Origin of the sequence: Iodidimonas muriae (assembly GCF_014647255.1) — a bacterium.
Taxonomy (GTDB): domain Bacteria; phylum Pseudomonadota; class Alphaproteobacteria; order Sphingomonadales; family Rhodothalassiaceae; genus Iodidimonas; species Iodidimonas muriae.
Map to the genome: position 1 here is coordinate 219,419 of NZ_BMOV01000005.1, position 19,160 is coordinate 238,578.

The window sequence follows — 19,160 nt, forward strand, 5'->3', positions numbered from 1 at the left end:
GCTCAGGCACTTTCCTTGATCTGGTTCCAGGCCAGTTCTGCCAAGGGTTCGCACATCTGGCCTTGGGCGGCGGCATGCTTGCTGGCGGCCGTGCCGCGTTTCACCCGACCCAAAATGCCATGTAAAATGGCGGCCAAGCGGAACATATTGAAGGCCACATAGAAATTCATGTGTCCGTCGGGGATCATGTCGCGGCCCGTTCGGGCGCAATAGCGGGCGATATAGTCTTGCTCGGACGGGATATTGAGTGCCTTGAGATCGGCCCCCAAAAGTCCGGTGAACCCTTGGGGGGGCATGCGGTACATCATCAGATGATAGGAAAAATCGGCCAGCGGATGGCCCAGGGTAGAGAGCTCCCAATCCAGAATGGCCCGCACTTTCGGTTCTTCCTTGTCGAAGATCAGATTGTCGATGCGGAAATCGCCATGCACGATGGCGGTATCATCGCCGGGGGGGATATTGTCGGGCAGCCATTGTACCAACCGGTCCATGGCGTCGAAGCGTCCCGCTTCTTCATCCTGTTCATATTGTCCGGACCAGCGGGCAATCTGGCGGGCGAAATAATTTCCCGGCTTGCCATAATCGCCAAGGCCGATGGCTGCGGGGTCCACCATGTGCAATGTGGCAATCGTCTCGTTCATGGCGTCGAACAAGGCGGCGCGTTCGGTGTTTCCCACTTGCGGGATTGCGGCATCCCAGAAAATCCGCCCCTCCACACAATCCATGATGTAAAACCATGTGCCGATTATGGACTCATCGGTACAAAGCGCGTAGGTGCGTGCAACAGGAACGTCGCTATGCTGGCCAAGGGCGGTGATAACGCGATATTCCCGATCCACCGCATGGGCGGATTTCAGCAATTTCCCCGGCGGTTTGCGGCGCAGCACATAGCGCTTTCCCGCGCCATCGGTCAAAAGATAGGTGGGGTTGGATTGCCCGCCTTTGAACTGGTCCACCTTCAAGCCTTTGGTGAAGCCGGCAACATGCCCGATCATATAACGCTCAAGCGCTGCCTCATCAAAGCGGTGGCGCTCCCGCACCTCCATGGTCCCTGAAAACTGCTCTTGGCGGCTGGTCATGGTCGGGATCTCCGCATTGATTGAGGGTGCCTGTTGTTTAGCATGATTGTCCGTATGAAAAGCCTGCCGGTTTTTGGAAGGCCGCAGGTTTTGAAGATGATCTATTTTAGTGCCCGCCAGCCGATGTCGGATCGACAAAAGCCTTGCGGCCACTGGATTTGGTCAATGGCGGCATAGGCCCGCTCTTTTGCCTCGGCCACGGTTTTTCCCGAAGCGGTAATATTGAGCACTCGTCCGCCAATGGCCACAATCTCTCCATTTCGGGATCGTTGTGTTCCGGCATGGAAAATCTCCACATCCGGCATTTGAGACGCTGCATCCAATCCTTTGATCACCGAGCCTTTTTCATATGTGCCGGGATAGCCTTTTGTGGCCATCACCACGGTAAGCACGGCCTCCTCGCGCCATTGAAGCGCCATGTCTGCCACACCACCATCAATGCAAGCCATCAAAGCGGGGACGATGTCCGATGCCAGACGCATCATCAGAACCTGACATTCCGGATCGCCAAAGCGGGCATTATATTCGATGAGTTTCGGCCCTTCTTCGGTGATCATCAGCCCGGCATATAAAACCCCTTTATAGGGGCAGCCTTCGGCCTTCATGGCGGCAAGGGTGGGGCGAATGATATCCGCCATCACACGGTCTTGCATGTCTGCATCAAGCACGGAGGCGGGGGAATAGGCTCCCATACCGCCGGTATTGGGGCCGGTATCCCCGTCTCCGACACGCTTATGATCTTGTGCCCCCGCCAAAGGAAGGGCCGTATTACCATCCACAAGGGCAAAAAAGCTGGCTTCTTCGCCGTGCATGAACTCTTCAATGACCAGATCCGCGCCCGCCTCACCAAACTGCCCGCCCAGAATATCATCGATGGCAGTTTCTGCTTCATGCCGGCTTTCGGCGATGATGACACCTTTTCCCGCAGCCAGACCATCGGCCTTTATCACCAGCGGCAAGGCTTGTTTTACGGCATAGGCTTTGGCATCGGCGGCCTTTTGAAAGCGGCCATAACGGGCTGTGGGGATTTGGTATTTGGCACATAGATCTTTGGTGAAGCCCTTGGACCCTTCCAGACGTGCCGCCTTTGCCGAAGGGCCAAAGGCTTTGATGCCAAGGGCGCTTAGATGATCCACCAAGCCTGCCACCAGGGGGGCTTCGGGGCCAATAACCACAAGGCCGATTTTTTTGGCGAAGCAAAAGTCTGCCACGGCGTCATGGTCTAAGGCATCCAGCGTGACACATTGAGCGATGGCTTCGATTCCCCCATTGCCGGGGGCGCAATAAAGCTGTTGGCATAAGGGAGATTTTAAAAGGGCCCAGCAAAGGGCATGTTCCCGCCCGCCCGATCCGATAACGAGGATATTCACCCAGATCGTCTCCTTGATCATCACAGCGATTGATGCATGTTATCTTTGGCACCGGACCCTATCGACCCCGGCCATGGCTGACAAGCGCCGACCATTTTTTAACGATCCTTGATTGATGCCAAGGTCCAATAGGTCTTAAACAAGTGGCATGACAAACGCGCGAGAAAATATTCACGAATATACGGTATCCGAACTGTCCGGTGCTTTAAAGCGCACGGTGGAAGACAGCTTTGGCCATGTGCGGGTGCGCGCCGAGCTTTCCGGCGTGAAATTGCATAGCTCGGGGCATCTTTATCTTAGTCTCAAGGACGACAGTGCCACCATGGATGGTGTGTGCTGGCGCGGCAATGTTTCAAGATTGAGCTTTCGGCCCGAAGACGGGTTGGAAGTCATTGCCACAGGTAAACTCACCACCTATGCGGCGCGCTCCAAATATCAGCTTGTGATCGACCATATGGAACCGGCGGGCGCGGGCGCTTTGATGGCGCTTTTGGAAGAGCGCAAAAAAAAGCTGGCCGCCGAAGGGTTGTTTGATGCGGAGCGCAAAAAGCCGCTCCCCTATTTGCCGCAGGTGATCGCCGTTGTCACATCGCCCACGGGGGCGGTGATTCGGGATATTTTGCACCGCTTGGCAGATCGCTTTCCCCGCCATGTGATTGTGTGGCCCGTGCCCGTTCAGGGGGAGGGGGCGGCGCAAAAGGTGGCCGATGCGGTGCGCGGCTTTAACGCTTTGGCGCAAAAGGGTGCAATTCCCAAACCCGATATGATGATTGTGGCGCGGGGCGGTGGCTCTGTTGAAGATTTATGGGCCTTCAATGAAGAAGTGGTGGTGCGGGCTGTGGCCGAAAGCATCATTCCGGTGATTTCCGCCGTGGGCCATGAAACCGACACCACATTGATAGATTTTGTTTCTGACAAACGCGCCCCAACGCCCACGGCAGCGGCGGAAATCGCTGTGCCGGTGCGCGCGGATCTGATGGCGCATGTGGCCCAATTGGATAGCCGCCTGACTGGCGCCCGGATGCGATATTTTGAACGCATGAACGAGCGGATTGCGGGGCTTGCGCGTGGTTTGCCAAAGCCTGCGGATATGCTGGGGGCTTTGCGTCAACGCCTTGATGATCTGGTCGATCGCTTGCCAAGGGCCTTGCGGCATGTGGCTCTTGATCAAAGAGCGAAATTGGGACGGCTGGAGGGCAGCTTGCGCCCAAACGGCTTGCGCCAGATGGTGGCCTATAAACGACAGGAAGCGCAGGCAATTTCCCGCCGTCTTGACCCGGCCCTTGAGCGCAGCCTGTCCGATGGACGGCAGCGCCTGTCCGCAGCCGCGCGGTTATTGGAAACACTAAGCTATCAAGGTGTTCTGGCCCGCGGCTATGCGGTGCTGCGGGATGCAAAGGGGGTGCCTGTGCAGCATAGCGGTGCCTTGCTGCCGGGCATGGGTGTGGAAGCGGTACTGCAAGATGGCCGCGCCTGGTTGATGGTTCAAGAGGCCGCTGCATCAAAAGCACCGGGCCCCAAGGCCAAATCGAAGTCTAAGCCAAAACCAAAACCAAAACCGAAGCCGGAAGGCGTGGTGCCCAAGCAAGGCACGTTGCTTTAAGGTCCGTTTCCAAGGACCACGCACAAAAATGATTTGACCGATCCTTTTTCCCGTGACCATAGGCGGGAAGCCATATCCCCATAAGCCCGCTTTCGGTAGAATCGGGAGGGCGGATGGGGCGGCATCATTAACAGTCGAGAACGTTTGTGGGCAGCATCAAATATCAAAGCGACGATCAAGGACGCGACTGGTTGCAAGCCAGATTGAAGCGCCATTTAAGCGAGCTTATACGCTTGGCCGCGCCGTCCATGACATCGCGGCTGGGGATGCTGGCCCTTGGCTTTGTCGATACGGTGATGGTGGGGCGCTATGCCACCCGTGAACTTGCTTGGCTATCTTTGGCCAACCGGTCGGTGATTTCCTTCCTGCTGGTGGTGGGCATCGGGCTGCTGATGGGCGTGGTGGTCTATACGGCATCTGCTTTCGGCAGGGATGACGAGCGGGAATGTGGCCGGATCTGGCGGCGGTCCATGCCTTATGCCTTATGGATTGGCGGAGGCATGCTGGCCTTGTCTTTGCCCGCGCATATCTGGATGGATTGGTTGGCCAGCGATCCGGTGATCGCCGAAGAATCCGCCAAGCTGGTGGTTATCCTGGGGCTTGGATTGCCCGCGCATTTGATCTTTTTTTGTTGCACAGGATTTCTGGAAGGTATTCGCAGGCCAATGATCCCCATGGTGGCGCTGATTGTGGGCAATGGGGTGAATGTGATTTTGAATTATAGCCTTGTTTATGGCCATTTCGGTGCGCCGGAAATGGGGGCTGCCGGGTCGGCGCTCACCAGTACCTTGGTCCGCTGGATTTTGGCGGCGTTGCTGCTGGCCTATCTTTGGTATTCCCCAACCATGGAGCGCTTTGGGCTGCGCATATCCCATGGGCAAAGCTGGAAGGAGTGGGCGCGGCAGCGCACCATCGGATATGCCTCGGCGGTAAGCATCGGGGCGGAAGTGGGGGCCTTTGCGGGCTTGGCGGTGATCGCCGAGAAACTGGGGGCCTTTATCTTGGCGGGGCAGGAAATCGTGTTCAATGTCATGACGGTGCCGTTCATGATCTCGGTGGGAATCGGGTCGGCAACGGCCGTGCGCGTCGGCATCAGCCATGGGCGTGGCGATCCTGCGGACACCGGCCTTGCAGGATGGACGGGCTTGGGGGCTTCCGTCATTTTCCTCAGTTTTTCTGCGGTGTTTGTTTTCCTGTTTCCCGAATGGCTTTTTGCCCTTCATTCCGATGATATGCGCCTTGCGGCCATCACGGTTCCGGCAATCATGTTTATCGCCTATGTCACGGTGTTTGACGGCGGTCAGTCTGTGGTTTCCATGGCCCTGCGTGGCCTTGGCGAAACATGGTGGCCCACAGCCATTCAGGCGGTGGCCTATTTGATGCTAATGCTTCCCCTGTCCTGGTATCTGGCTGTGGATATGGATCGTGGGCTGATCGGGTTGTTGGAAGCCACATTGATCGCCAGTATTTTCTCGGTGGTCGCCCAGTCTGTGCGTTTCTGGTGGCTGACAGGGCGGGAAAAAGCCTTTGAAAACAAGGCCCCCCAAAAAGACGAGGCATAATCTTTTCGCAGGTTCACATATTTCAATTGACAGTCGGTTTTTGATCCTTAGTTTCTCAGGTGGGCCACGCCTCCCCAACGAGGCGCGCGCTCTCTGTAAGGAGAGGATATATATGAAACCGACCATCCGTCCTGCGCGGCCCCTGTTTTCATCAGGGCCATGCGCAAAGCGTCCGGGCTGGACACCCGCCGTTCTCAAAGACGCGCCTATCGGGCGTTCGCATCGCTCGAAACCGGGCAAGGCGAAGCTCTCCCAAGCCATTGAAAAAACCCGTGCGATCCTGGGCGTTCCCAAGGATTATCATATCGGCATTGTTCCCGCTTCCGATACCGGTGCTGTGGAATTGGCGCTGTGGAATTTTCTGGGCGCCCGCCCGGTGGATATGTTGGCATGGGAAAGTTTTGGCAGTGGCTGGATCACCGATGTGGTGAAACAGTTGAAGCTCGCCAATGCCCGTGTGATGACCGCAGATTATGGCGATATTGTTGATCTGGCGCAGGTGAACCCCGACCATGATGTGGTGTTCACATGGAATGGCACCACATCGGGCGTCAGGGTTCCCCATGGAGACTGGATCGCTAAAGACCGTGCAGGGCTGACCATATGCGATGCCACATCGGCGGTCTTTGCGCAGGATCTTCCTTGGGACAAGCTGGATGTGACCACCTTTTCCTGGCAAAAAGTGCTGGGGGGAGAGGCCGCCCACGGGGTGCTGATTCTATCGCCGCGTGCGGTGGAGCGGCTGGAAAGCTACAGCCCGCCTTGGCCGCTTCCGAAGATTTTCCGCATCAAGAAAGACGGGCGGTTGAACGCCGGGATTTTCCGGGGCGAGACAATCAACACGCCCTCCATGTTGTGCGTGGAAGATTATCTCGATGCGCTTGGCTGGGCGGACGGGCTTGGCGGTCTGGATGCCCTGATAGGCCGTGCCGATGCCAATCTGGCGGTGCTGACGGCGTGGATCGCCGAGCGCGACTGGGTGGATTTTCTGGCGAATGATGCGGCGATCCGGTCCAATACATCGGTGTGCCTGAAGATCGTCGATCCATGGTTCACATCCCTTGATGCGGAGGCGCAGGCCCGGATCGCGAAAGCCATTGCCGGCCTTCTGGATGGCGAAGGGGTGGCTTTCGATATTGGCGGCTACCGCGATGCACCACCGGGTTTGCGTATCTGGTGCGGGGCCACTGTGGAGCGTGCGGATATTGCAGCTCTTGTGCCATGGCTCGATTGGGCTTTTGCCAAAGTCAAGGCCGACCACGCCCAGGCTGCCTGAACCGCGTTTTTTGCGCGTTTCTCCCTTCGTATTTTGATGATCCGAGGCGCTTGAAGCAGCCCGATCCAAAGGACAAATTCATGCCTAAAGTTCTGATTTCCGACAAGATGAGCCCCCGCGCTGCCGAAATTTTCCGGGAACGCGGGATCGAGGTGGATGAAAAACCCGGCCTCGATAAAGACGACCTGGCCGCCATCATCGGTGATTATGATGGCCTTGCCGTGCGTTCATCCACCAAAGCCACCGCAAAACTTTTGGAGGCCGCCACCAATTTGAAGGTGATCGGCCGGGCCGGCATCGGCATTGATAATATTGATCTGGCTGCCGCCACCAATCATGGGGTGGTGGTGATGAACACCCCCTTTGGCAATTCCATCACCACGGCGGAACATGCCATCGCCATGTTGTTTGCACTGGCCCGGCAAATTCCCGCCGCCGATGTATCCACGCAGGCGGGAAAATGGGAAAAATCGCGCTTCATGGGGGTGGAACTGGCGGGCAAAACCCTTGGCGTGGTGGGCTGCGGGAATATCGGCTCCATCGTGGCCGACCGTGCGCAAGGCCTTAAAATGCGGGTTCTGGCGTTCGATCCTTATTTGTCACCGGAAAGGGCACAGGAAATCGGCGTCACCAAGGTGGAACTGGATGATCTGATGCGCCGTGCCGATTTTATCTCGCTGCATACACCGCTGACGGACAAAACGCGCAATATCATTGGCGAGCGGGCCTTTGGCCTGATGAAACCCGGCGTGCGCCTGATCAATTGCGCCCGTGGCGGTCTTGTGGATGAAGCCGCGCTGAAGGTGGCGCTGGACACGGGCAAGGTGGCGGGTGCGGCTTTGGATGTGTTTGCAACGGAACCGGCCAAAGAAAGCCCGCTTTTCGGGCATCCCAATCTGGTGGCCACGCCGCATTTGGGGGCATCCACCAGTGAAGCGCAAGTGAATGTGGCCATTCAGGTGGCCGAGCAGATGGCTGATTTCTTGCTCACCGGTGGGGTGACCAATGCCCTGAATATGCCGTCCATGACCGCGGAAGAAGCCCCGCGCTTGAAGCCTTATATGGCCTTGGCCCGCCAGATTGGCGGATTCGCCGGGCAGCTGACACGTTCAGGGATTCGCGCTGTCAGCATTGAATATGAAGGTCATGTGGCGGGCCTGAACACCAAACCTTTGACGGCGGTGGTTCTGGAGGGGCTTTTGAAGCCCAATCTGGAATCGGTGAATATGGTCAATGCGCCGGTGATTGCCCGTGAACGTGATATCGACGTATCGGAAGTGCTGCATGAGCGCGAAGGCGATTATCACACACTGATCCGCCTGACCGTCACCACGGAAACCCAAACCCGAACCGTTGCCGGAACGTTGTTTGCCAACCGCGCCCCACGGATCGTCGAAGTGCATGGCGTGCCTTTGGAAGCCGAACTGTCCGATCATATGCTGTATATCATCAATGATGACCGGCCCGGCTTTGTGGGGGCCTTGGGGGCGGCTTTGGGGAAATATGATCTCAATATTGCCACCTTCAATCTTGGCCGATCCGTCAAGGGCGGTTATGCAGTGGCCTTGATCGCTGTAGATCAGCCGATTGAGCAAGAGGTACTCGACGCGGTGGCCGGCTTGGATTATGTCCAGCAGGTAACGCATTTGAGTTTCTGACCGCCGCTTGCGCCTTTGGCGTCTGCCACTATCGAGGAAGAGGTGAAAGCCATGACTGCGCCCGGCCCATTCCAACGTGCGCTGCTGCCTGAAGGGCTGCGCGATGATCTGCCACCTTGGGCAGAGCATGAAGCACATATGGTGGATCGGTTGATGTCGGTGGCGGCCGGGCGTGGCTATCGTCGGGTGGCTCCGCCTTTGGTGGAATTTGAAGACAGCCTGATAACGGCATCGGGACAGGGACAAGGACAGGGACAGGGGCAATCCCAGTCCCGTTCCCAATCCATGTTCCGTTTGCTGGACCCTGTCAGCCAAAAAATGATGGCCGTGCGCTCGGATATGACCTTGCAAGTGGCGCGAATCGCCACCTCGCGGATGGCGGGGCAGGGGCGTCCCTTACGGCTTTCTTATGCCGGCCATGTCTTGCGGGTGCGCGGCACCCAATTGCGTCCGGCGCGGCAATTCCGGCAAGCAGGGGTCGAGCTTATCGGCTCCGATGCTTTGGAGGCGGATCTGGAAGTTATCGCGCTGGCCGCCGAAGCATTGACGGATCTTGGCATCAAGGGACTATCGGTGGATCTGGTGTCCCCCACTTTGGTGCCAAGTCTTGCCCGCCAGCTTGCGTTGGATTTATCTACCACAGAGGCGGCCCGTCGGGCTTTGGATGCCAAGGATATCGCTGCGCTGGCCGGATTTGATAAAACGGTTCGGGACATTCTGACCGGCTTGATGCAGGCGGCAGGGTCTTTGGATAGTGCCTTGCCGAAATTGGAACGCGTGTCCCTTGATGGCCAGGCCGCCCGGATTCGCGATACGCTGGTAACATTGGCGCGGGCCTTGAAAGAACGTGTTCCGGATCTGAAAATTACCATTGATCCCGGCGAATGTCGCGGGTTTGAATTCCATACGGGCGTCGGATTTGCGTTTTTCGCCCCCCATGTCTCTGGTGAATTGGGCCGGGGCGGGCGCTATCAGGTGGCATGTCCCGATGGCGGGCAGGAAAGTGCCGTCGGGTTTTCCATGTATCTGGATAGCTTGCTGCGTGCTGTGCCGGTTCCCGTTGAACATCCCCGCATTTATCTGCCTTTCGGCACCGGGCAAGAAGAAGCCAGACGCCTGCGCTCCATTGGCTGGCGTACGGTATATGGGCTGGTATCCGTAAGCGATCCGGCGGCGGCGGCCCGGGCTGAAGGATGTACGCATCTTTATGAACATGGCGTTGCGCTGTCTTTGACAGCGGACGATGAAGCAAGTGAGGAGTGAAGGCCAATGGCCAATGTGGTGGTGACCGGCTCGCAATGGGGCGATGAAGGCAAAGGAAAAATCGTTGATTGGCTGAGCGAACGGGCCGATGTGGTGGTGCGTTTCCAAGGCGGCCATAATGCGGGCCATACGCTGGTGGTGGACGGCGCTGTTTATAAATTGTCGCTCTTGCCCAGCGGTATTGTGCGCAAAGGCAAGATTTCGGTGATCGGCAATGGCGTGGTGATCGACCCATGGGCCTTGTGCGATGAAATTGCCCGCCTGCGCGATCAGGGGGTGGATATCAGCCCGGCGAATCTGCAGATTGCGGAAAATGCCACGCTGATTTTGCCATTCCATCGGGAACTGGATGCCTTGCGCGAAGATGCAACGTCGGGCGTGAAAATTGGGACCACAAGGCGCGGCATTGGTCCGGCCTATGAAGATAAGGTGGGCCGTCGTGCGGTGCGCATTTGTGATCTGGCCGATAAGGCGGCTGTTGAATCACGCCTTGACGGGCTGTTGACACATCATAATGCCCTTCGTGCCGGATTGGGGGCTAAAAGCATTGATAAAGACGCCATCGTGGCCGACCTGATGGCGATTGCCGCCGATGTGCTGCCCTATAAGGCTCCTGTCTGGCGGACCTTGGCCAAGGCCCGCGCGGCAGGCAAACGTATTTTGTTTGAAGGGGCGCAAGGCCAGATGCTGGATGTGGATCACGGCACCTATCCTTTTGTCACTTCTTCAAACACGGTAGCAGGGCAAGCGGCTGGCGGTGCAGGCGTGGGACCGGGGGCTTTGGATTATGTTCTGGGGATCACCAAGGCCTATACCACTCGCGTTGGCTCCGGGCCGTTTCCCACGGAACTGGAAGACGAAATTGGCCGCCATTTGGGCGAGCGGGGCCGGGAATTCGGCACGGTCACCGGCCGGTCGCGTCGCTGTGGCTGGTTCGATGCGGTGATGGTGCGCCAAGCGGTGCAAATCGGTGGCATTGACGGTATTGCCTTGACCAAGCTGGATGTTCTGGATGGGCTGGAGACAGTCAAAATCTGTGTCGGCTACCGGTTGAATGGTGAACTGGTGGATTATCTGCCCTCCGATATGGAAGGGCAGGCTGCCGTGGAGCCGGTTTATGAAACCCTTGAAGGCTGGTCGCAAAGCACGGAAGGGGCGCGAAGCTGGGGTGATCTGCCTGCCACAGCGGTGAAATATGCACGCCGCATTGAAGAGCTGATCGGCGCACCGGTGGCCATGCTGTCCACAAGCCCGGAACGTGAAGACACCATTTTGATGCGCGATCCCTTTCAATAAGAGGCAAAGTTTTCAAAAGCAGGAAACAGGGTTTCCCGCATTGGGGTTATCATTACGAGGCCGGAATATATCCGGCCTCGTAATGCGTTGGGGCGGGGAAATATACTAAGATTTTAACATGTATTTAACGGGCCTTGCCATTAACTGTCTGTAAAGTGGTTTACGAATGGTTTTCGCATAATGGCTGATGCAGACTCTCCGAAAAAAGGGGACAAATCTCCCCCAAGGTCTGTCGTTCCCGGCCTGTTGAATGGGCGATACCGGATCGAACTGGCAAAGCCGCTGGTGCATTTGAACAGCCCATGTGCCGATGCCTATGAGGTAACGGATCTTAAAGAGGGCCCCGCAGAACTTTATGCGTTGGTGCATCATCAGGGCAGCACCCATCGCGGGGATGTTCTTGCTGAATTGATCGAGGCACCGATCATCAGCATGCTCAATCCGGTGCGCTCGTCGGTGATCCGCGTGAAGGAGGGTGGGCCGCGGCATTTGGTGTCATTGGTTCAGGCCCCCACGGGGCCATCCCTGGCCGAGATTGCCGCTCAACACCCCATTAGCGGGCATAAATTGCGCAAGCTGATCGTTCCGGGGATCGTTCAGGCTTTGGCGGGGCTGCATAGCCGCGGCATCGTTCATCGCTCTATCCGCCCCGAAACCATTTTTTTCAAAAGCCCCGCCCTTGATGGCGTGGTTCTGGGCGAATGTTTCAGTTGTCCCCCTGCTGCCGGGCAGCCCGCACATTTCGAGCCATTGGAACGGGCCTTGGCAATGCCTTTCGGGCGCGGGGAGGCCACGCCGGAAGCGGATATGTTCGCTTTGGGTGCCACGTTGCTTGCGTGCCATCTGGGGGTGAATAAAAAACCCGCAAAAGACCCCAATGCCTTGCATGCGGCACGGATGGCGCAGGGGTCGTTCTGGGCGCATAGCGCAGGCACGGAAGTGCCCGGCGTCACAGGCACGCTGTTGCGGGGGCTGCTGAATGATGATGAAGGCGAGCGCTGGACGCTCAAGGAACTGAACTTATGGCTGGAGTCGTCGGTTCCCAACCGGCGCTCGGTGAATGTTCTTTGGACCTTTGCCCGGCCGGTTATTTTCCGGCAGGCCACATTCTCCGACCGGCGGATGTTGGCGCATGAATTTTCCCAACATCCTTTGGATGCCGCGCATTTCTTGCGTCAGGTGGATTTTCCGTCCTGGGTGCAAAATATGATCACCACAGAGCTGTTCAGTGAACGGCTGGAACGGCTGATCAATGTGAAAAAGGATGGGGATCTTTCCAGCGAACGGCACGGAGACCATGCCCTTGTGGCGCGAGTGACAGCGCATCTCGATCCTTTGGGGCCGCTGCGTTATAACGGGATTTCCACCACCATCGATGGCCTTGGCCCGGCCATGGTGGAAATTTTCAATAAAGACGACGACATGGAGCAAGATATTTTGCTGCATCTGTTTGACAGCAATGTCTTGCCCGCCATTCTTGATATCATCCTCGACCGCAATCCGGTTGTGAGCAAACAGCATCAATTGCATAGCCACACGGTTCAACTTATGCGTCGAACCAAGGGGCCGATGGGGCTGCTTTGCGCACTTTATGATCTGAATCCCACATTGCAGTGCCTGAGCCCGGCCCTGAAAGATCTCTGGATCACGTCGCCCCAGCAATTGTTGAAGGCTTTGGACCGTATTGTTGATAAAAGCTCGGAATTGTCTCCCTTGCTTGATGATCATGTTCTGGCCATGTTTTGTAGCCGGGTCGAAGGGGCCGAGCCCTTTGTGGAAGCCCTTATCAAACATCGCAAAAGCCCCGCGCGGCTGATGACGGCGGTGACCAAATTATTGGCTTTTTTGCAGCAAAAGCTGGATCTTGGGCCGTTAAAAAATTTAAGCAACCATCTTGTAAAAAGCCTGAAAGCCTTATTGGGGGATGTCAAAAGCCGGTCCCGCAAACGCACAATAATGGCACGGTTGGATGAGCTTGGTGATTTGGGAAACCTGCCCGATATTGCGCGGGCGATCGATCTTGAACACTTGAAATATCTGGATCATCAGGAATTTCTGGAAGCGCAGCGGAAGGTGTCTGTTTTGGAACAGATGATCCGGAAAATGCGCCGTCCGGTGCATCCGTCGGAGCCAAATGCCCGGCTGGCAGGGTTCCGGGCCGCTTCGGCCATGGGTTGGCTTGTGTTGATGGTCACCATGATCGTCTTGACGATGGGGGCAGGCTGAATGGCGCAAAAACCCACCAAAGCCAAAGAAAAGACATCGCCCAAAGATGCCGGGAAGGCAGGGATGTCGGCTCAAAAGTCCAGGAAAAAGTCGGATCGTAACCAGAAGAAAGCAGGGGGCACAGGCCGCTTGCTGGTTTATGCGGTTTTGGCCACCATGTTGTTTGTGGCACCGCCCATTGCCGCTTTGGCGATCTTGGGATTGATGCCTACCTTCGTGATTTTGTTTGTCGATATTGCGCCGGAAAAATCAACGCGCCTCAGCGCCATGTTCGCCTTTAATCTGGCCGGAGTGCTGCCTTATATGGTGCAGATGTGGGAGCAAGGCCCCAGCTTTGCCAATCTGATGCGCATTGTTGGTGATGTAATGGCATGGACGGTTATGCTGGGGGCTGCGGGTGCGGGGGCCGCGGTCTTGTGGGTGTGTCCGGTTTTGGCGGCCGGTATCCAGCAATATCTCAATAGTGACCGCGCTTATAAATTGGAAAAGCAGCGCGAGGCCCTGATCAAGGAATGGGGGGAAGGCGTGTCTTCCGCCAGACGCGCCCCCAAAGAACAAAAGCCCGCAGCTTCGGCCCAGTGATCGATGACGATCAAATGGCAATCTAATGCCGGACAGAAGAACTGCCCGGCTTTTTTTTACTGCACGCGAAAATAGTGCAAAAAGGCTTTGTTGGATAAAAGCGCTGCCCTTGGGGAGGAACGGCGAAGAGGTTAATTGCTGGCGTCTTCCAGAATGCCGGCCCCATATTTCTGGATAGCGGCATTGCGCATGGCTTTTTGCAGCTTCTCGAAGGCCCGCACTTCGATCTGGCGCACCCGTTCGCGGCTGATATCATAAACCTTGGACAGGTCTTCCAAAGTCTTTGGATTGTCCTTTAGCCGTCGCTCCGTCAGGATATGGCGTTCACGCTCGTTCAGCGTGGTCATGGCTTCGGCCAGCATATCGCGGCGCTGGGTCAGTTCCTCGTTTTCCGCAACAAGGCTTTCCTGATCCGGGGTCTCATCCACCAGCCAATCTTGCCATTCGCCATCCCCGTCGGCACGCATGGGGGCATTCAGGGAATGGTCGCCCGCCGACATGCGCCGGTTCATGGAGATCACCTCGGTTTCGGTGACCCCCAATTTGGTGGCGATATGTTCTACCTGTTCGGGGCGCATATCCCCTTCATCCATGGCCTGGATCTGGCCCTTCATACGGCGCAGATTGAAGAACAGCTTTTTTTGCGCCGCTGTGGTGCCGATTTTCACCAAAGACCATGACCGCAGGATATATTCCTGAATGGCTGCGCGAATCCACCACATGGCATAGGTGGCAAGCCGGAAACCCTTATCGGGGTCGAACCGCTTCACCGCTTGCATCATGCCCACATTGCCTTCGGAGATCAGCTCGGCAACCGGCAATCCATAACCGCGATAGCCCATGGCAATTTTGGCCACCAAACGCAAATGGCTGGTCACCATGCGATGGGCGGCTTCGGAATCTTCATGTTCTACCCACGCTTTGGCCAGCATGAATTCTTCGTCCGGCTCTAGCATGGGAAATTTGCGAATTTCCTGCAGATACCGGGTCAAGCTGCCTTCGGGTGAGAGACTGGGAAGATTGATATTTGCCATGTTAAGCGCTCCTCTCTCATTTATACGAGGGACGTGACGTTAACCCTTCACGGATTCCCTCGTTTGGCCGCTCGCCGCGCTTTTTTTATAAGCGAGCGTCGGCCAGTCATTATTATACAGGAAAAGAACGTCAGGTTTGGCCATGACGTTCCAAAAGATCCTCAAGATGTTTCAAGTCATATGGTAAGGCGCTGGAGAATTTCAAGAATTCGCCTGTGATCGGGTGAATAAATCCTAATTCCGCGGCATGAAGGGCTTGGCGCCCCAATCCGCTCACGGCATGGGCAAGCGCTTGCGGGGTTTTCGATGGCAGACGTGCCGCACGGGCATAAAGCGGATCGCCGATCAGCGCTGTTCCCTTATGCGCCATATGAACCCGGACCTGATGGGTGCGGCCCGTTTCAAGCTGGCAGATGATTTTTGCTGCAATGGGGGTACCCTGTGCCGACCAATAAGCGGTCTGCGTATGATAATGGGTCACCGCATGTTTTCCGCCTTGTTCCACCACGGCCATTTTCTTGCGGTTCACCGGATGACGTCCGATATTGCCTTCTACCCGGCCTTCAGCGGGATTGGGATGCCCACGGGTAAAGGCAATATAGCGGCGGTGCAGGCTGTGATCGGCGAATTGGGTTGCCAATCCATGGTGGGCTGCATCGCTTTTTGCCACCACCAACAGGCCGCTGGTGTCTTTGTCGATGCGGTGCACGATGCCCGGCCGGCGGACGCCGCCAATGCCCGAAAGACTGTCGCCGCAATGGTGCAACAAGGCGTTTACAAGGGTACCATTGGGGGCGCCGGGGGCCGGATGCACCACCATGCCGGCGGGCTTGTCCACCACGATCAGGGCGTCATCTTCATAGGCGACGACAAGGGGAATGTCCTGGCTTTCCGGTTCGGCGGCCTCGGCGGCGGGAATGTGAAGGCAAATATGGTCCCCCGGTTTGACGGCTGCGGAGGCGTTCCTTATCGTCTGGTCGTTGATTGTGGCATGTCCGGCTTCGATCAGGGCTTTCACCCGCGACCGCGACAGGTCATGATTCTGGCCAGATAGCTGGATCGATAACCAGCGATCCAACCGGTTGGGTGTGTTATCGGTGCTGGCGACCATTTCGAAACTGGATGACATGGTGTCTTGAAAGACCCTTATAACGGCGGAAACAAAGACTATGACGGCGCAAAATCTGGACGAAAACCCGAACCATCAAAGCCGTCTCGATCGTTTGGGCCGCCACCGCACGGCGATCCTTGTCATGGGGGCGGTCGGCTTTTTGATGCTGTTGGCTTTTCTTGGCCTGCTTGGCACCATTCTTTACAAGATGTCGGTGGGCGGGGAAAGCGGCGATCAGGCGGCTGCTGTGGCGGCGGGCCTGTCCGCTTCTTTGGATGGGGGCCATCTGTCCCGCCGCTTATGACCGTTCTTTTGAGCGCGATAGCCAAAACTGTGATCGAGACAGCGGCCCGACGGGCTTTGCCGAAGGAATGTTGCGGCCTTTTGGTGGGGCATGAAAACACCATCAGCCGGGCGGTCGAGGCCCCCAATCTTGCCCGCGATCCGGATCGGTTCGAACTGGATGCGCGGGTGCATCTAGGCCTTCAACGGGATCTGCGTGGCACAGGGGAACAGATTGTAGGCGTGTTCCATTCCCACCCCTATGGCCAGCCCGTGCCTTCCGCCGAAGACTTTGCACAGGCCAGCTATTTGGGCTGGATCTGGCTTATCACCGCCCTTGATGACAAGGGCTGCACAAGCCGGGCGTGGCGTGCGGAGGACACCGGATTTGTGCCGATGGCGCTCCGCTATGTTGATTAATCCCAGCCTTTCAGTTCTTCGCCGGAAATCCACGCCAGATGCAGCACATTGGTGGCACCGGGCGTGCCAAAAGGCACACCTGCGGTCACCGCAATGCGATCGCCACCCTTTACGAATTTGTGCCGCAAGGCCATGCGTTTGGCCTTTTCGTACATTTCTTCAAAGCTTTCCACATCCTTGGTTTTTACCGCATATAGCCCCCAAACAATGCACAGGCGACGCGCCACCTGTGTGTTGGGGGTAAGCACCATGATGGGAACCGAAGGCCGTTCGCGGGCGGCGCGCAAGGCGGTGGCCCCGGATGTGGTGAAGGTAACAATGGCTTTTGCCCCCACGGTTTCGCTCACCTGTCGGGCGGCGGCGGAAATGGCATCTTCCGCTGTGGCATGGGGGGTAAAGGATTGAGCGGCAGAGCGCTGGAGAGAGCGGTCGCCTTCTTCCTTGATGGAAACGCGGCTCATCACGCTGACGGCTTCCAGGGGATAATCGCCCACCGCCGATTCGGCCGATAGCATGATGGCATCGGCCCCTTCATGCACCGCATTGGCAACGTCAGACACCTCGGCGCGGGTGGGGACCGGTGATTTGATCATGGATTCCAGCATTTGGGTGGCCACCACCACCGGCTTGCCCATTTCACGGGCTGCACGGATGATCTGGCGCTGGGCCGCGGGCACATCTTCGACCGGCAATTCAACGCCCAGATCGCCACGGGCCACCATCACCGCATCGGCCAGTTCCACAATGGCATCAATACGTTCAACGGCGCTTGGCTTTTCGATCTTGGCCAGAACACCGGCCCGGCCCGCCACCAGTTTTTTCGCTTCGGCCACATCTTCGGGGCGTTGCACAAAAGAAAGAGCGACCCAGTCCACATTCTGGTCCAGCGCGAATTCCAGATCCCGCAGGTCTTTGGGGGTGAGCGCCGCCATGGGCAGAACGGCATCGGGCACATTCACGCCCTTGCGATTAGACAATGGCCCGCCCACCTTGACGCGGGTGACAACGCCATTTTCGGTGCGTTCCGTCACTTCAAGCCGGATCTTGCCATCATCCAGCAACACCTGCATGCCGGGCTGCAATACCTCGATAATCTCGGAATGGGGCAGATAGACGCGGCTGTCGTCGCCGGGTGTGTTTTCCAGATCCAACTGGAATGTCTGGCCTTTTTTCAAGGTGATGGCATCGTTTGCAAAGGTGGCAATCCGCAGCTTGGGGCCTTGAAGGTCTGCCATGATGGCGATCGGCCGCCCGATCTTTTTTTCGATGGCTCTGATGCGCGTTACAATATCGGCCTTATCGGCATGATCGCCGTGGCTCATATTGAGTCGGAAAACATCAACTCCGGTTTTCCAGAGTTTTTCCAACATTTCGGGGCTGGAGCTTGCGGGGCCAACGGTGGCGATAATGCGCGTCCGGCGAAGGCTGCGCGATAACAAAGGGGATGTGCTCGATGACATGGGGTCTCGTGCTTGTCAGGTGACTGATAAAGGATGTGAAGCTATAGGCTTATATATCCGTGCGCTCGCGTCCAGCCTTAATCTTGCAGAAGGTGCATTTTTACGATGAAAATCCTCGATCCTGTCCTTCCCACCTGTTTTCGCCCCGAAGGGTCGGGCGGTGCGCTCATTCTTTGCGATCATGCCAGCAACCATATCCCACCTGCCTTGGATGGACTGGGGCTCGATCCTGATTATCTGGATTGCCATATCGCCGTGGATATTGGTGCAGCGGCTGTCAGTGAAAGGCTGTCCCATTTGCTGGATGCCCCTGCCATTTTGGCCAATGTCTCACGCTTGGTGGTGGATCCAAACCGCGATCCCCACACCCAAAATCCGATCCCGCAGACCAGCGACGGGGTGGATATTCCCGGCAATCAAGGGCTGAGCGCAGCGCAGCGCACGGCCCGTTTGGACGCTTATTTCCATCCCTATCATCGCGCATGTGAAGAGCAGCTTGCCGCCATGATGGCTGCAGGGCAAAAGCCGGTGGTCATCGGCCTTCATAGCTTTACGCCGGTGATGAATGGGATCGCCCGCCCTTGGGAGATCGGGTTCCTATATGCCGGTGACGATCGCCTATATCGCTCTATGCGCGGGCCTTTGGCGCAGGAATGGGGCCTGAATGTGGGGGACAATGAGCCCTATTCCGGGGCCGAGCTTTATTACAGCATGCACCGCCATGGCGAAGCGCATGGATTGATGCAGGCCACCATCGAATTGCGTCAGGACCTGATTGGCGATCAGGCCGGACAGGAGCGGTTTGCACATATTCTGGCGCAAGTGCTGCGCCCGATTATCAAGGCGCAGCAAGAAATCGAAAAATAAGGCTAGGGTCAGGACCTATTAAATTCGGGGATTCCCATTTGTTGTAATACGTGATTCACCATGGCAAAGGA

The 19,160-nt window shown here is 57.0% G+C and carries 16 protein-coding genes; 11 read left to right on the plus strand and 5 right to left on the minus strand.

All coding sequences use genetic code 11. From position 1 onward, the window contains the following. Window positions 1-2: 2 nt before the first annotated feature. Both IEX96_RS08945 and purD read right to left on the minus strand, forming a co-directional pair. Window positions 3-1,079: a phosphotransferase gene (locus IEX96_RS08945; RefSeq protein ID WP_150006017.1), complete on the minus strand. Its 1,077-nt coding sequence runs from the start codon at window positions 1,077-1,079 to the stop codon at window positions 3-5. Between the two features lie 101 nt (window positions 1,080-1,180). Then, window positions 1,181-2,449: a phosphoribosylamine--glycine ligase gene (purD, locus tag IEX96_RS08950; protein WP_150006018.1), complete on the minus strand. Its 1,269-nt coding sequence runs from the start codon at window positions 2,447-2,449 to the stop codon at window positions 1,181-1,183. A gap of 148 nt (window positions 2,450-2,597) precedes the next feature. On the opposite strand from purD, the gene xseA reads away from it, so the two are divergent. The 8 genes from xseA to IEX96_RS08990 all read left to right on the plus strand — a co-directional run bounded on the left by xseA (window position 2,598) and on the right by IEX96_RS08990 (window position 13,915). Then, window positions 2,598-4,052, plus strand: coding sequence for an exodeoxyribonuclease VII large subunit (gene xseA, locus IEX96_RS08955; protein ID WP_150006019.1), 1,455 nt, complete (start codon window positions 2,598-2,600; stop codon window positions 4,050-4,052). Window positions 4,053-4,198: 146 nt separating this feature from the next. Beyond that, the gene (locus tag IEX96_RS08960; protein ID WP_150006020.1) at window positions 4,199-5,614 is read left to right on the plus strand and encodes an MATE family efflux transporter; all 1,416 of its coding nucleotides are present in this window, start codon (window positions 4,199-4,201) and stop codon (window positions 5,612-5,614) included. A 112-nt stretch (window positions 5,615-5,726) separates the two neighbouring features. After that, on the plus strand, window positions 5,727-6,890 hold the full coding sequence (locus IEX96_RS08965; protein ID WP_150006021.1) for a phosphoserine transaminase: 1,164 nt from the start codon (window positions 5,727-5,729) through the stop codon (window positions 6,888-6,890). A gap of 80 nt (window positions 6,891-6,970) precedes the next feature. Next, window positions 6,971-8,548, plus strand: coding sequence for a phosphoglycerate dehydrogenase (gene serA, locus IEX96_RS08970; RefSeq protein ID WP_150006022.1), 1,578 nt, complete (start codon window positions 6,971-6,973; stop codon window positions 8,546-8,548). Window positions 8,549-8,599: 51 nt separating this feature from the next. Next, the gene (locus tag IEX96_RS08975) at window positions 8,600-9,811 is read left to right on the plus strand and encodes an ATP phosphoribosyltransferase regulatory subunit (RefSeq protein WP_150006023.1); all 1,212 of its coding nucleotides are present in this window, start codon (window positions 8,600-8,602) and stop codon (window positions 9,809-9,811) included. A gap of 6 nt (window positions 9,812-9,817) precedes the next feature. Beyond that, on the plus strand, window positions 9,818-11,107 hold the full coding sequence (locus tag IEX96_RS08980) for an adenylosuccinate synthase (RefSeq protein ID WP_150006024.1): 1,290 nt from the start codon (window positions 9,818-9,820) through the stop codon (window positions 11,105-11,107). Between the two features lie 180 nt (window positions 11,108-11,287). Next, window positions 11,288-13,333, plus strand: a complete 2,046-nt coding sequence (locus IEX96_RS08985; RefSeq protein ID WP_150006025.1) for a protein kinase family protein — start codon at window positions 11,288-11,290, stop codon at window positions 13,331-13,333. Beyond that, complete coding sequence (locus IEX96_RS08990; protein ID WP_150006026.1) at window positions 13,334-13,915, plus strand: hypothetical protein; 582 nt, start codon at window positions 13,334-13,336, stop codon at window positions 13,913-13,915. A gap of 131 nt (window positions 13,916-14,046) precedes the next feature. Here IEX96_RS08990 and rpoH read toward each other — a convergent pair whose 3' ends face one another. Both rpoH and IEX96_RS09000 read right to left on the minus strand, forming a co-directional pair. Next, a complete protein-coding gene (rpoH, locus tag IEX96_RS08995) occupies window positions 14,047-14,949 on the minus strand; it encodes an RNA polymerase sigma factor RpoH (RefSeq protein WP_150006027.1) in 903 nt (300 codons plus the stop codon). Window positions 14,950-15,079: 130 nt separating this feature from the next. Further along, window positions 15,080-16,078: an RluA family pseudouridine synthase gene (locus IEX96_RS09000; RefSeq protein WP_188873804.1), complete on the minus strand. Its 999-nt coding sequence runs from the start codon at window positions 16,076-16,078 to the stop codon at window positions 15,080-15,082. Window positions 16,079-16,118: 40 nt separating this feature from the next. On the opposite strand from IEX96_RS09000, the gene IEX96_RS09005 reads away from it, so the two are divergent. Both IEX96_RS09005 and IEX96_RS09010 read left to right on the plus strand, forming a co-directional pair. Next, the gene (locus IEX96_RS09005) at window positions 16,119-16,364 is read left to right on the plus strand and encodes a hypothetical protein (RefSeq protein ID WP_150006028.1); all 246 of its coding nucleotides are present in this window, start codon (window positions 16,119-16,121) and stop codon (window positions 16,362-16,364) included. Window positions 16,365-16,372: 8 nt separating this feature from the next. Further along, window positions 16,373-16,762: a M67 family metallopeptidase gene (locus IEX96_RS09010; RefSeq protein WP_188873805.1), complete on the plus strand. Its 390-nt coding sequence runs from the start codon at window positions 16,373-16,375 to the stop codon at window positions 16,760-16,762. On the opposite strand, the gene pyk is transcribed toward IEX96_RS09010, so the two are convergent. After that, window positions 16,759-18,222: a pyruvate kinase gene (pyk, locus tag IEX96_RS09015; RefSeq protein ID WP_150006030.1), complete on the minus strand. Its 1,464-nt coding sequence runs from the start codon at window positions 18,220-18,222 to the stop codon at window positions 16,759-16,761. The two genes, IEX96_RS09010 and pyk, sit on opposite strands and share 4 nt — an antisense overlap. 105 nt (window positions 18,223-18,327) lie before the next feature. On the opposite strand from pyk, the gene IEX96_RS09020 reads away from it, so the two are divergent. Continuing rightward, window positions 18,328-19,089 carry an N-formylglutamate amidohydrolase gene (locus IEX96_RS09020; RefSeq protein ID WP_150006031.1) on the plus strand — a complete coding sequence of 254 codons (762 nt, stop codon included), beginning with the start codon at window positions 18,328-18,330 and terminating at the stop codon, window positions 19,087-19,089. Window positions 19,090-19,160: the final 71 nt, after the last annotated feature.